General features: G+C 62.9%; 12 protein-coding genes. 8 read left to right on the plus strand and 4 right to left on the minus strand.

The features are described from left to right. Window positions 1–71 precede the first annotated feature (71 nt). From P3R82_RS15100 to P3R82_RS15110, 3 genes are all read left to right on the plus strand, one after another. On the plus strand, window positions 72–1,685 hold the full coding sequence (locus P3R82_RS15100) for a glycoside hydrolase family 43 protein (RefSeq protein ID WP_283194429.1): 1,614 nt from the start codon (window positions 72–74) through the stop codon (window positions 1,683–1,685). 10 nt (window positions 1,686–1,695) lie between these two features. After that, window positions 1,696–2,199, plus strand: a complete 504-nt coding sequence (locus tag P3R82_RS15105; RefSeq protein ID WP_283194430.1) for a GNAT family N-acetyltransferase — start codon at window positions 1,696–1,698, stop codon at window positions 2,197–2,199. Between the two features lie 109 nt (window positions 2,200–2,308). Then, window positions 2,309–2,677 (plus strand): RcnB family protein, encoded by a 369-nt coding sequence (locus tag P3R82_RS15110; protein ID WP_283194431.1) that lies wholly within the window; start codon window positions 2,309–2,311, stop codon window positions 2,675–2,677. Between the two features lie 77 nt (window positions 2,678–2,754). On the opposite strand, the gene P3R82_RS15115 is transcribed toward P3R82_RS15110, so the two are convergent. Then, window positions 2,755–3,711, minus strand: a complete 957-nt coding sequence (locus P3R82_RS15115; RefSeq protein WP_283194432.1) for a zinc ABC transporter substrate-binding protein — start codon at window positions 3,709–3,711, stop codon at window positions 2,755–2,757. A 101-nt stretch (window positions 3,712–3,812) separates the two neighbouring features. Between P3R82_RS15115 and P3R82_RS15120 the strand changes: the two genes are divergently transcribed. From P3R82_RS15120 to P3R82_RS15130, 3 genes are read left to right on the plus strand one after another with little or no spacing between them, the layout of a single operon-like run. Further along, a complete protein-coding gene (locus P3R82_RS15120; RefSeq protein WP_283194433.1) occupies window positions 3,813–4,769 on the plus strand; it encodes a metal ABC transporter ATP-binding protein in 957 nt (318 codons plus the stop codon). Beyond that, complete coding sequence (locus P3R82_RS15125) at window positions 4,762–5,580, plus strand: iron chelate uptake ABC transporter family permease subunit (protein WP_283194434.1); 819 nt, start codon at window positions 4,762–4,764, stop codon at window positions 5,578–5,580. Before P3R82_RS15120 ends, P3R82_RS15125 begins: the two co-directional genes overlap by 8 nt. Continuing rightward, the gene (locus P3R82_RS15130; RefSeq protein WP_283194435.1) at window positions 5,577–5,975 is read left to right on the plus strand and encodes a Fur family transcriptional regulator; all 399 of its coding nucleotides are present in this window, start codon (window positions 5,577–5,579) and stop codon (window positions 5,973–5,975) included. Before P3R82_RS15125 ends, P3R82_RS15130 begins: the two co-directional genes overlap by 4 nt. A 4-nt stretch (window positions 5,976–5,979) precedes the next feature. On the opposite strand, the gene P3R82_RS15135 is transcribed toward P3R82_RS15130, so the two are convergent. Both P3R82_RS15135 and P3R82_RS15140 read right to left on the minus strand, forming a co-directional pair. Next, window positions 5,980–6,510: a gamma carbonic anhydrase family protein gene (locus tag P3R82_RS15135; protein WP_283194436.1), complete on the minus strand. Its 531-nt coding sequence runs from the start codon at window positions 6,508–6,510 to the stop codon at window positions 5,980–5,982. 12 nt (window positions 6,511–6,522) lie between these two features. After that, complete coding sequence (locus tag P3R82_RS15140) at window positions 6,523–7,242, minus strand: fumarylacetoacetate hydrolase family protein (protein WP_283194437.1); 720 nt, start codon at window positions 7,240–7,242, stop codon at window positions 6,523–6,525. A 352-nt stretch (window positions 7,243–7,594) separates the two neighbouring features. On the opposite strand from P3R82_RS15140, the gene dusA reads away from it, so the two are divergent. Further along, the gene (gene dusA / locus P3R82_RS15145) at window positions 7,595–8,626 is read left to right on the plus strand and encodes a tRNA dihydrouridine(20/20a) synthase DusA (protein WP_283194438.1); all 1,032 of its coding nucleotides are present in this window, start codon (window positions 7,595–7,597) and stop codon (window positions 8,624–8,626) included. 677 nt (window positions 8,627–9,303) lie between these two features. Here dusA and P3R82_RS15150 read toward each other — a convergent pair. Next, window positions 9,304–10,563: a hypothetical protein gene (locus P3R82_RS15150; protein ID WP_283194439.1), complete on the minus strand. Its 1,260-nt coding sequence runs from the start codon at window positions 10,561–10,563 to the stop codon at window positions 9,304–9,306. Between the two features lie 700 nt (window positions 10,564–11,263). Here P3R82_RS15150 and P3R82_RS15155 point away from each other — a divergent pair. Further along, the gene (locus tag P3R82_RS15155; RefSeq protein ID WP_283194440.1) at window positions 11,264–12,427 is read left to right on the plus strand and encodes a GGDEF domain-containing protein; all 1,164 of its coding nucleotides are present in this window, start codon (window positions 11,264–11,266) and stop codon (window positions 12,425–12,427) included. Window positions 12,428–12,539 lie beyond the last annotated feature (112 nt).

A 12,539-nucleotide genomic window follows, 5' to 3' on the forward strand; every position in this document is an offset into this window, starting at 1 on the left:
TTCCGGGCGTTTTTCATATCCGATGTGATGTACGTGCCGCAAAATGCACGCCTGTGGGAGGAGACGTCACCATGATCCGCAATCCAATCCTGCCGGGCTTCAATCCGGACCCGTCGATCTGCCGTGTCGGCGACGATTACTACATCGCGACCTCGACCTTCGAATGGTATCCCGGCGTGCAGATCCACCACTCGCGCGATCTGGTGAACTGGACGCTGGTACGGCGGCCGCTCGAGCGCAGATCGCAGCTCGACATGCGGGGCAATCCCGACAGCTGCGGCATCTGGGCGCCCTGTCTCTCCCGTGCCGACGGGCTGTTCTGGCTTGTCTATACCGACGTGAAGCGCTTCGACGGCAACTTCAAGGATGCGCATAATTACATCGTGACCTCGCCAACGATCGAAGGCGAATGGTCGGAGCCTATCTATGTGAACTCCTCGGGCTTCGATCCGTCGCTGTTTCATGATGAGGACGGCCGCAAGTGGTTTCTCAACATGCAGTGGAACCACCGCACCGAGAGCTTCGGCGGCGCGCCGAAGTCTCCGGCCTTCGACGGCATCCTGCTGCAGGAGTGGGATGCGGAGACGAAATCGCTGAAGGGGCCGATCAGGAACATCTTCGCCGGCAGTGCGCTCGGGCTCGTCGAGGGGCCGCATCTCTTCAAGCGCAACGGCTATTATTATCTGACGACCGCCGAGGGCGGCACCGGCTACAATCACGCGGTGACGATGGCGCGGTCGCGGGCAATCGGCGGTCCCTACGAGATGCACCCGAACACGCACCTCATCACCTCGAAGGATCATCCGGAAGCCATTCTGCAGCGGGCAGGGCATGGGCAATATGTCGAAACGCCCGACGGTCAGGTCTATCACACCCATCTCTGCGGCCGACCGATGCCGCCGAAGCGACGCTGCACGCTGGGACGCGAAACCAGCCTGCAGAAATGCGTGTGGAAGGACGACGGCTGGCTCTATCTCGAAAACGGCACGGTGGTTCCGGATGTCACCGTTCCGGGACTTGATGGCGCGGTGCCGGTCGAGAAGCCGACGCGTAGCGAATACAGCTTCGACGGTTACGCGCTTCCCTCCGCCTTTCAGTGGCTGCGCACGCCGAGGCCGGAGCGGATATTCAACCTCACGGAACGGCCCGGCCATCTGAGGCTGATCGCCCGCGAGAGCATCGGCTCCTGGTTCGAGCAGGCGCTGGTGGCGCGGCGGCAGGAGCATCACAGCTTCCGGGCCGAGACGGTCGTCGAATTCGATCCCGAGACCTACCAGCAGGTGGCGGGGCTGACGCATTATTACAACAGGCACAAGTTCCATGCAGTGGCGGTGACGCTGCACGAAACGCTCGGACGTTGCGTGACGATCCTGTCCTGCGAAGGCGACTATCCGAACGGCCGGCTGAGCTTTCCCGCCGGCAGCGGCGAGGCGCTTCCCGCCAGCGGCCGTGTCCAGCTCTCCATGGAAATCCGCGACAACGACCTGCAATTCTTCTGGCAGACGGAGGGCATGGGCGCTTGGCGGGCAATCGGGCCGGTGCTCGACGCCGGCGTGGTTTCCGACGAAGGCGGGCGCGGCGAACATGGCTCGTTTACCGGCGCATTCGCCGGCGTCTTCGCCTTCGACACGTCGGGTCGAGCAAAGACGGCCGATTTCGACTGGTTCAACTACGAGGAGCTTTAAGCGGAGTGGCATGAGCGAGATCATCATCGAGCCGATCGCGGATCGGCACATCGAGAGCTTTCACCACGCGCTCGACACGGTTGCCCGCGAGCGCCGCTACCTGACCTTTCTGGAGGCACCGCCGCTCGAGAGCACGCGTGACTTCGTTCGGGACATGATCGCCCATGGACACTCGCAGTTCGTGGCGAGCTCGGAAGGCGCGGTCGTCGGCTGGTGCGACATTCGCCGGCACTCTCAGCCGGTTCATGCGCATGGCGGCGCGCTCGGAATGGGCATTCTTCCGGGCTTTCGCGGGCAGGGGCTCGGGGAGCGGCTGATCAGGGTCACGATCGACGATGCATTGGCAAAGGGACTGGTTCGTATCGAGCTCAACGTTCACGCCGATAACGTCCGCGCCATTCGTCTCTATGAGCGTGTCGGTTTCGCTCGCGAAGGAATTGGCAGGCAGGCAGTCCGTATCGACGGGCGTTTCCTTGATGTGATTGCGATGGCGTTCGTTCTATACGAACATTAGGATATTTTAATAAGACATTGTGAGGATTACGGAAATTTAATCAAATTTTCAGTTTCGGTTCATTATTTCGGGGCTAGGTATGGGGTGTGTTCAAAACGAGGAACCCCCAATGAAAAAGATGTTCGCCGTTCTTCTTTCCGCTTCTTTCCTGGCCGCGCCGCTGATGGCCGCGACCCAGGCGAGTGCGCAGGATCACCGCCGACCAGCCGCCACGCAGGATCACCGCCGACCGGCCGTCGGGCAGGATTACCGTCGTCCCGTCATCGTGGAGCGCGAGGTCAGGGTCACCAAGTATAAATGGAACCGTGGCCAGCGCATGAGCGCTGCAGAGCGCCGCCGGATGCAGGACGTTCGTGATTATCGCCGCTACCGCCTTTCGGCGCCGCCGCGCGGCTATCGCTGGGTCCGGGTCGACAACGACTATCTGATGATTAGCATTGCCGGCAATGTGATCTCTAACATCATCAGCGGCCGTTGATCGGCCGATGGGCTTGATCGGATATTGATCGGGAAAGGGCGGCTTCGGCCGCCCTTTTCCTATGCAGTGGGCCGGTCTCAGCTTTCGCGTGACAGGCAATCCTTCAGATTATTGGCGATCGCGCGCATCAGCGTGAAATAGAGATCCGGACCGGCGTCGAGCGTACCGGCTTCGGGATCGAGCACGCCCGCCCTTGCCCTTGTACCCTCGAGCACGACGTCGACGAGGCGCGGCTGAAACTGCGGTTCGGCGAAAACGCAGGTGGCGCCGAGGTCGACTACCTTCTTGTGGATCTCGGCGATCCGCTCCGCACCGGGAATGGTTTCCGGGCTCACGGTGATCGAGCCCGCGACGCGCACATGATAGCGGTGCTCGAAATACTGATAGGCGTCGTGGAAGACGATGAAGGGTTTGTCCTTCACCGGTGACACGATGCCTGAAATTTCCTTGTCGAGCGCATCGAGCCTGGCGTTCAGCGCCTCGGCATTGCCCTGGTAGGCAAGGGCATTGGCGGGATCGGCGGCGACGAGCGTTGTGGTGATCTCGGCGGCCATCGCCTTGGCATTGACGGGGTCTAGCCAGAGATGGGTGTCGAAGGCGCCATGGCCGTGATCATGGTCGGTTCCGCTCTTATCGCCGTCATCGTCGTCGCCATCGTCATGAGCCTCGAAGGCGCCGCCTTCGCGGAACTTGAGCCTGGTCAGGCCCGGCGCGCTGTCGAGTTCGACAATGCTGGCATCGGTCCCGAGCGTTTCCAGCGGCTTTGCCAGGAAGACCTCGAGGCCGGGGCCGATCCAGAAGACGACCTTGGCGTTCTGCAGCGCGCGCGCATTGGACGGCTTCATCGAATAGGTGTGCGGGGAGGCGGCGCCATCGACGATCAGCTCCGGCGTGCCGACGCCCTGCATGATGGCGGAGACGAGCGAGTGCACCGGTTTGATCGAGGTGACGACGACGGGTGCGTCCGCGCCGTGCGCCGTGCCGGCAAGGAGGAGGGCCGGGAGTGCCAGGCCAAGGGCGCTTGAAAGCTTCATGTATCTGCTCCGCTTGATTTGCGTGTGTAATGTTATTACATCAATTGCGTTATGCTATAACATGTGCGATAGCAACCCCCAACAGCACTTTCGGAAAAACGATGCCATTACCCGCAACTTCCGAGGCGAGGCCACTTGTCTCGCTTTCCAATGTCGGTGTCCGCAGAAGCGGCCGCTGGCTGGTTCGCGGCGTCGACTTTTCGGTCTCGCGCGGCGAGATCGTGACGCTGATCGGCCCCAACGGGTCCGGCAAGTCGACGACGGTGAAGACCGCGATCGGCGTGATCAGGCCCGACGAGGGCAAGGTCACGCGCGCATCCGGCCTGAAGGTCGGCTACGTCCCGCAGAAGCTCGCTATCGACTGGACGCTGCCGCTCACCGTTCGCCGGCTGATGACGCTGACGGGACCGCTGTCGGACAGCGACATGAACGAGGCGCTCGGTGCCGTCGGTCTCGCCCATATGCGCGACGCCGAGGTGCAGCATCTCTCCGGCGGAGAGTTCCAGCGGGCGCTGATGGCGCGCGCCATGGCCCGCAAGCCCGATCTGCTCGTTCTCGACGAACCGGTGCAGGGCGTGGATTTTTCCGGCGAGATCGCGATCTACGACCTGATCAAGACGATCCGCAACACGACGGGATGCGGCATCCTGCTGATTTCGCACGACCTGCATGTGGTGATGGCGGCGACCGATACCGTCATCTGCCTCAACGGCCATGTCTGCTGCCGGGGCACGCCGCAGGCGGTGACGCAGAGTGCCGAGTATGTAAGCCTCTTCGGCAGCCGCGCGGCGCAGTCGCTTGCCGTCTATAGTCACGATCACGATCATACGCATCTCCCCGACGGCCGCGTTCTGCATGCGGATGGCTCGGTGACGGATCATTGCCATCCCGAGGATGGTCATCACCGTGGCCATGATCACGCTGGTCATGATCGTTCGGGCCACTCGCATGATCATGCCCATCATGAGCACGGGCATGCTTGCCGTGGCCACGCTCACGATCATACGGCCGATGACGGGCAGGGGCATAAGCATCCGGCGGGAGAGCGCCATGTTTGACGATTTCTTCGTCCGCGCCATCATTGCCGGTATCGGCCTGGCGCTGACCACGGGGCCGCTCGGCTGCTTCATCATCTGGCGGCGCATGGCCTATTTCGGCGATACGATCTCGCATTCGGCGCTGCTCGGCGTGGCGCTGTCGCTGCTGATGCAATTCAACCTGACGCTCTCGGTCTTCGTCGTCGCGGCCGCCGTCTCGATCCTGCTGCTCCTGCTGCAGAAGCGCCAGGCGCTGTCGGCCGATGCGCTGCTCGGCATCCTCTCGCATGCGACGCTGGCGATCGGACTGGTGATGGTCGCCTTCATGACGTGGGTGCGCATCGACCTCATCGCCTTCCTGTTCGGCGATATCCTCGCGGTCTCCAAGGCCGATATCGCCTTCATCTGGGGCGGCGGCATTCTGGTGCTTGGTGCGATCGCGTGGCTGTGGCGGCCGCTGCTTGCCTCGACCGTCAATCCCGAGCTTGCCGAGGCCGAAGGGCTGAAGCCGGAGCGGGCGCGGCTGTTCTTCATGCTGCTGATGGCCGTCGTCATCGCCATCGCCATGAAGATCGTCGGCATCATGCTGATCACATCGCTTTTGATCATTCCGGCCGCCGCCGCCCGTCGTTTTGCCTCGACACCGGAGGTCATGGCGGTTTTCGCCTCGCTGATCGGGGCGATTGCCGTCGTCGGCGGGTTGTTCGGCTCACTGACTTACGATACGCCTTCTGGCCCGTCGATCGTGGTCGCGGCTCTCATTCTCTTCATTTTCAGCCTGCTGCCCAAGCTCGGGCGGGGCCAAGCGGTCACGGAAGGACAAGGCTCATGAGCGCACCCGCATTGACCAAGAATCAGGCGCTTGTCTTCGACGTCCTCGAAAAGGCCGACGGCCCGCTCAGCGCCTATACCATTCTCGACAAGCTGCGCGACCACGGCTTTCGTGCGCCGCTGCAGGTCTACCGGGCTTTGGAAAAGCTGCTCGAATACGGCGTCGTGCACCGGCTGGAGAGCATCAATTCCTTCGTCGCCTGCGCCCATCCCGGCGAGAACTGCCACAAGCACGGCATCGTCGCCTTCGCCATCTGCGAGAGCTGCGGCCAGGTGATGGAGTTCCACGACCACGAGGTCGACAATCGCCTGACGGACTGGACCAAGGCCAGGAAGTTCAAGGCCGAGAAGACGACGATCGAGATCCGCGGGCTTTGCGAGGCCTGCGCGGCTTGATCCATTAATCCAGCCGCTTCAGATCGCGGGCGAAACGCTGCCAGTTGGCGACGTATTTTTCCGCCGAGCGCCTCAGCCCTTCGATCGCCTTCTCGTCGAGGGTGCGGATGGCGCGGGCGGGCGAGCCGACGATCAGGGAATTGTCGGGAAATTCCTTTCCCTCGGTCACCAGCGCATTGGCGCCGACGAGGCAGTTGTTGCCGATCCTGGCGCCGTTCAGCACCGTGGCGCCCATTCCGATCAGCGAATTGTTTCCGATTGAGCAGCCATGGACGATGGCATGATGACCGATGGTGCAGCCTTCGCCGATCGTGACGGGATGACCGGGATCGGTGTGCAGCATGGCGCCTTCCTGGATATTCGTGGCCGCTCCGACCGTGATCGGCTCGTTGTCGCCGCGCAGCACCGCGCCGAACCAGACGCCGACATCGGGCCCAAGCGTGACCTTGCCGATCACATGCGCATCGGGCGCGATCCAGTATGTGCCTGATGGCGGCAGATCCGGTTCGTGGCCCGAGAGCGCATAGATCGGCATGGTCATTCCTCCTTAGGCGACGTCGATCGACAGCTTGGCGATGCCGTCGATGGCGCAATCGATATGGTCGCCGCGCTTGACGGCACCGACGCCCGCCGGCGTGCCGGTCATGATCACATCGCCGGGCGCGAGTTCGAACAGCTTCGACAGTTCGGCGATGATTTCAGGCACCTTCCAGATCATCTGGTTGAGATCGCCATCCTGCACGCGCTTGTTATTGAGATCGAGCCACACGCGGCCGGCGTCGGGATGGCCGAGCTTTGCCGCCGGGACGATCGCCGAGACCGGGGCGGAATGTTCGAAGGCCTTCGCCAGCTCCCACGGGCGGCCGAGCTTCTTGGCGTCCGCCTGCAGGTCGCGGCGGGTGAAATCGATGCCGACGGCATAGCCGTAGACGCAATCGAGCGCGTTCTCGAGCGCGATATCCTTGCCGCCGGCCTTCAGCGCCAGCACGCATTCGACCTCGAAATGGACGTCGTTCGACAGCGGCGGGTAGGGGAAATCCTTGCCGTCGGACAAGAGATTGTTGGCGTTCTTCTGGAAAAAGAAGGGTGGCTCGCGGCTCGGATCATGACCCATCTCGATGGCATGGTCGGCATAGTTGCGGCCGACGCAATAAACGCGGCGGACCGGAAATCGATCGGACGTGCCTTCGACGGGGATGAGGACGGGCGCGGGAAGCGGAATGACGGTGCCGGCGGCCGGGGCGGAAGAGGAGAGGGACGTTGACATGGATGGAGGATGCTCTTGCTGTTTCCGTGAGTCCGGTCATCTTAGCCGCAAAAGCGAAGCGGGGGGAAGCGTGGAAGACCTCAATCGCTTGTGAGCCAACACCCTCTCTGGCCTGCCGGCCTGCCGGGGCCGAGCCAACGGTCTCGGCCCGCGCTTCGCGCCCCCAAGGGGGGAGGACCCGTGGCAGCTGCCTGCCTCAATTTGAGGTTCGACAGAGCGGCCGAGTCAAGCCCTTCCCTTGTGGGGAGGGTGGGGAGGGATCTTTGTCATACGCGGTTGTGATCACGTTCCGACATTGCTGCCCTGCGCGGGGAAACTGGCGTTTTCATGTGCTTTGCGCTATGAGCGCGGCATGACCACATCGCATTTCTACAAACAGGCGCTCGAAACGAAGCGGCCGGTCTTCGCCGTCGCGCCGATGATCGACTGGACCGACAGGCATTGCCGCTACTTCCACCGGCAGATCAGCCGCAACGCGCTGCTCTACACGGAAATGGTCGTCGCCGACGCGATCATCCATGGGCCGCGCGAGCGGTTGCTGTCTTTCGATGCCGCCGAGCATCCGGTGGCGCTGCAGCTGGGCGGCTCCGATCCGGAGAAGCTGGTGAAGGCGGTGGAGATCGCGGCGCCTTATGGTTACGACGAGATCAACCTCAATGTCGGCTGTCCCTCGGATCGGGTGCAATCGGGCACCTTCGGGGCCTGCCTGATGCTGACGCCCGATGTCGTGGCGGATTGCATTCGGGCGATGAAAAAGGTGTCCTCGGCGCCGGTTACCGTGAAGTGCCGGATCGGGGTGGACGAGCAGGAGCCGGAGAAGGCGCTGCCCGATCTTCTCGACCGGGTGCTCGATGCCGGCGCCGACGCGATCTGGATCCATGCGCGCAAGGCCTGGCTCAAGGGCTTGTCGCCGAAGGAAAACCGCGAAATCCCGCCGCTCGATTACGACATCGTCTACCGCACAAAGCAGGCGCGGCCGGATGTGTTCATCGGCATCAATGGCGGCATCCAGACGCTGGATCAGGCCGAAGAGCATCTGCGGCATGTCGATGGCGTGATGCTCGGGCGGGCGGCTTATCAGAATGCCGGCGTGCTTGCCGATGTCGATCACCGCTTCTTCGGGGCGGAGGCTCAGGCCTTCGACTGCGAGCTGCTGCGCGACCGGATGATGGACTACGCGGCGCGGCATATCGCCGATGGCGGCCGGCTGCAGCAGGTGGCGCGGCATATGGTGGGGCTGTTCACCGGCCTGCCGGGCGCGCGGCGCTACCGGCAGATCTTGTCGACCGATGCGGTGAAGGCCGGGGCCGGGCCGGAGGTGATCGCGGCGGCTTTCGCGGCGGTGGATTTCTCGGGTGTGGCGGAGGATGCGGTCAGCGCTTGAGGGGGTAGGCACAAGGTCTCCACGGCACACCAAAAACCCCACGCCGCCCGAAAGCCCGTGGTTTCAACCATGCACTTCACTCGGACGGGGCGCTGGAAATCACCTCGATGGAGTAAGTAAGATATGGCGCTTCCCAGCGCCCCGTTCGGCGGTTTTTATCCGCGACTCCGATCTCTCTGCCTTTCCGCCCAACTTCGCGGCGGAACCATGTGTGCCTCACAGGCACGTCCGGGTTCAACTCAGGCCCGTCTTGCGACAGAACCCGCCGTCACCGGAGGGAGATCATTTTCCGCGGACCCGGACCGTGAAGTTTTGCGTCCTACCCTCACGCTCCGCGCCGATCCCGCCTCGCCGGCACGCCTGCCGGGGTATCCGATGACGGGACGCCGACATTGTAGGGCGGGGTTTCGGCGCGGGGAAAATTGTTGTGATGATTTTTCGTGAATTGCTGATGTGAAACCTACATCATGCCGACAGAGCGGCGGTCACGCCGCCGCCCTTGACCGACACCCCCTACAAACTCCGACAAAACGCCAACGACGGCATGAAGAAATACTCGCCGCCTTTCATCGTCACCGCCTGCGGTGTCGCGGTCGTGGTCGCGGTGGTCGAGCCGCCCCATTCGACCGGGCAGTGGATGTCCGGGCGCGGGTTGGGGCTTTGGCCGATCACGAGGTCTAGGCCCGGTGCGCCGGCGCCTGGGGGAACACGCGGGAAGCCGGGGTTGTTGGCCCAGGTCGATTGTGCGAACTCGAACTGTTCGGCGATATCGGCGTTGAAGGCCATGAACAGCAGGCCGACATCCTTGCTCGGCTTGTTTTCGATGCGGCCGTCGTTGGGCTGGTCGGTGCGCACGCCATAGGTCTGGCGCGGCGCGCCATGATATGCAGGCGTTCGACGTCCACTTGTTCGAAGCCGCCGGAGCCGCGCGGGTTGACCTTGCGGATATGAGCGAAGAACGGACACTTGGCGCCATTCGGATCGCTGTCATAATCGAAGTCGTTGGGAACCGGGTGGTGGTTGCCGTCGGCGAATTGGGTGGTCAGCGGCGTGCCGTCCTCGAAGCGGCCGACCAGCATGGCGCCGGCCCGCTCGGCATCCTCGCCCTTCAGATGCAGCCGCTTGGCCAACGCCTTTTCCTGCTTCTTGAACTGCTTGACGTTCTGCTCAAGCTTGCGGAACACGAAGTAGCTGCCAAAGTGCCTGGAGGGATCGGGGGCGGCTGTATCCGGCACGATCACGCGGTTCAGCGCGAAGCCGGGATCCCAGTTGGTGGCGCCGTCGGACGTCAGGCGCTCGTCGTCGATATCCTCGGTCAGGAACAGTGGCTGGCTGCGGCCGTCGACATAGCCGAAGTGCTCGATACCGTCGCCATTGCTGTTGTGCAGTCCGTGGCCCTTTTCCTCGCCGAGAATCTGAACACCATGGGCGGCCTGGATCAGGTGGCGGACCGCCGTCAGCGCCTTGTTGCGTGGGCCGGACATCTGGTCGCCGACGAGGATGACGGCGTGGATGGCGTTACGGTAGTGCGGCTCCCAGGTCGCCGGCGCCGGATCGTTCAGGCCGGCATTCTTCATGCCGGATCGGAACGAGGCGTCCGGCGGGATCTTGGGGGCAGGGATATTCAGCGCCGCGTAGCCGTCGCCGGTGAGACCGACGCTGACATAAGGCGTGCCCTTGGTGCCCGTCGCCTTGAAGGCCTTGACCTCCTGCAGGTGGGTTCTCGCCGACTTCAGGAGCGGCGTGCCTGTCGGCGGCTGCGACAGCGCCTTTAGCAGCGCGCGACCGCCGGCGGGGTCGGAAAACTTCAGGAACAGGATGGTCAGGAATTCGCGGGTATGGGCCTTGACGATGTTCGGCTGAAGCTCGTCGAGCATCACGGCGGCGTCTCCCGCAGCGCTTTCCCATGAAAGCGGTTGGGTCAGATCGAAAGGCATGGCTCCTCCTCCTCGGGGCTGGTCGGCCTGGGATGTCTTCATGCGCATAGCTGGAACGGCTCAGACCGACGGTTGATCTGTTGATGTCTTGCTGATGTCTAAAATCATCGGTTTTTCGCAAGCGGTATCATCGCCGCCAGAGACTGGCGGGCGCATTGCCGGCATGGGTGCAATCTATCTGTGCTTGCTTTTTATGGTTGCATATGCAACCTATCATTTATATCTCATATTTTGCTAATAATCGCAATAGCTATTTAAAAGCAGTGGCTTGGAGGGAGTTTTCGCGCCAGAATGAAACGCTCGCTCTCTGGTGGTCGGTCCTGATCGGGTTGCGTGTGGCGTCCGTCAGCATGGTCGCGGACACGATGCGATCACGACGAATGTGATGGAACAAGGGCGATTTGCCGGCGTTTCGAGATGCTACCTGTCACAGCTCTATCCCGCTGTTCGGTGACGAGAAAAGGAATGTGCGCTTCGGCTCGGAGGATGCCGGAGGGCCGCACCGCGCCGCTGGCGCGTGAGCGGCATGGGGCGGCCGTGTTCGAACGCTGTTTCGATGCAGGTGCCGCCCCTTGCACCCGTTTCGATCGATGTGTATTCTACCTCCGGTAGGTTTTTGTTAACGTTGAGTGGCTAGCGCTTTTGATCGACGCGCTGTTTGCATGCCGTTTTTCGTCATGCTCGTTCGATGGGTGCCGCAGTGAATTTTGCCTTTATGCTCCCGGTCATGATGTTGACCTTCGGCTGCACCTTCCTCGTCGTTTCAAGGTTCGGATCGCGCGAAGCCGGGTTGTGGGCGGCGGGCTTTCTATCCGCTGCCGTCGCCTTCTCGGTGCCGATGTTTTTCGCATGGCTGCCGATTCCCGTTCAGGCGCTCAGCGCCGACGCGCTTTTTCTCTCCGCCTTCTTTTTCTATAGCGGTGCCCTCCTGAAGCGCTTTCGCCAGCCGTCGCGCATGGTTTTGCGCTTGGGCGTCTGCGCCGTAATCTACGCGGCGCTGGCCTATTCGGTTCTGGTGCTCGAAAGCCTGCCGGCCGAGCTTCTCATCAGCGACATCGCGTGCTCGGCCTTGCTTATATTCGCGATCGGCTCGTCGCTCGGCAGCGCCCGGCGGACGATCGACCGCATCCTGCTCGGCGTCGCTTCGCTGATCGTGGTCGAGGCGATCGTCCGCAATGTCATCCTCTTGGTGATATTCTCGCCTGGGGGCGACTTGGAGAGCTTCGGTACTTCCACTTACGCGTTTGTCATGCAGGCGGGGGCTTCCGTCATCGCGCTGCTGTTTGCGCTTTCGGCGCTGGCCGCGACGACGCTCGACACGGTCGAGCGCTACCGAGATGCCGCCGAGAGCGATTCCCTCACGGGTCTGCTCAACCGGCGCGGCTTCGAGGAAACGACCAGCAGGCTGAGAGCCCGCGGTGCGCTGAAGGGCGCCATTCTTCTCTGTGACATCGACCACTTCAAGCGGATCAACGACACGTTCGGCCACGCCGCTGGCGACAGTGTGATCGCCGGCCTTGCCGAACTCTTGAAGGCGCGCCTGCCTGAGGGCGCGTTCGCCGCGCGTTTCGGCGGCGAGGAGTTCGTGGCGTTTCTGCCGGGCGCGGCACTTGCCGACGGCGGCAAGGTCGCGAATGCGATCCGGCTCGCCTTCTCCGCCGCCGGACAGCCCGATATCGCCGGCGTGGGAAAGATCACCGCGAGCTTCGGCGTCGCCTGCGTGGCATCAAGCGACGTGTCGCTGACCGAAACGATCGGCCGCGCCGACGCTGCCCTCTACGCGGCCAAGGATGCCGGGCGCAACCGGGTGATGCTGGAAGGCACGCCGGCGCAAGAGGCGCCCGCCATTCATGTGGCGTCCTAGGCGGGCCTTTTGTCACTCCAAGCCAAAGCGTTTGAAGCTCACGAGCACCGGTTATCTCAGGGACCGGATGAACAGTTCCGGCCGGGACATTCCCTGGGTCGCCGTGCTTGAA

Origin of the sequence: Rhizobium sp. AN80A (genome assembly GCF_030053015.1) — a bacterium.
Classification (GTDB): Bacteria; Pseudomonadota; Alphaproteobacteria; order Rhizobiales; family Rhizobiaceae; genus Rhizobium; species Rhizobium metallidurans.

What these genes read in the sequence shown, in the direction of transcription:
- P3R82_RS15100 (WP_283194429.1), top strand. Translation starts at nt 72, where the DNA reads ATGATCCGCAATCCAATCCTGCCGGGCTTCAATCCGGACCCGTCGATC.
- P3R82_RS15105 (WP_283194430.1), top strand. Translation starts at nt 1,696, where the DNA reads ATGAGCGAGATCATCATCGAGCCGATCGCGGATCGGCACATCGAGAGC.
- P3R82_RS15110 (WP_283194431.1), top strand. Translation starts at nt 2,309, where the DNA reads ATGAAAAAGATGTTCGCCGTTCTTCTTTCCGCTTCTTTCCTGGCCGCG.
- P3R82_RS15115 (WP_283194432.1), bottom strand. Translation starts at nt 3,711, where the DNA reads ATGAAGCTTTCAAGCGCCCTTGGCCTGGCACTCCCGGCCCTCCTCCTT.
- P3R82_RS15120 (WP_283194433.1), top strand. Translation starts at nt 3,813, where the DNA reads ATGCCATTACCCGCAACTTCCGAGGCGAGGCCACTTGTCTCGCTTTCC.
- P3R82_RS15125 (WP_283194434.1), top strand. Translation starts at nt 4,762, where the DNA reads ATGTTTGACGATTTCTTCGTCCGCGCCATCATTGCCGGTATCGGCCTG.
- P3R82_RS15130 (WP_283194435.1), top strand. Translation starts at nt 5,577, where the DNA reads ATGAGCGCACCCGCATTGACCAAGAATCAGGCGCTTGTCTTCGACGTC.
- P3R82_RS15135 (WP_283194436.1), bottom strand. Translation starts at nt 6,510, where the DNA reads ATGCCGATCTATGCGCTCTCGGGCCACGAACCGGATCTGCCGCCATCA.
- P3R82_RS15140 (WP_283194437.1), bottom strand. Translation starts at nt 7,242, where the DNA reads ATGTCAACGTCCCTCTCCTCTTCCGCCCCGGCCGCCGGCACCGTCATT.
- dusA (WP_283194438.1), top strand. Translation starts at nt 7,595, where the DNA reads ATGACCACATCGCATTTCTACAAACAGGCGCTCGAAACGAAGCGGCCG.
- P3R82_RS15150 (WP_283194439.1), bottom strand. Translation starts at nt 10,563, where the DNA reads ATGCCTTTCGATCTGACCCAACCGCTTTCATGGGAAAGCGCTGCGGGA.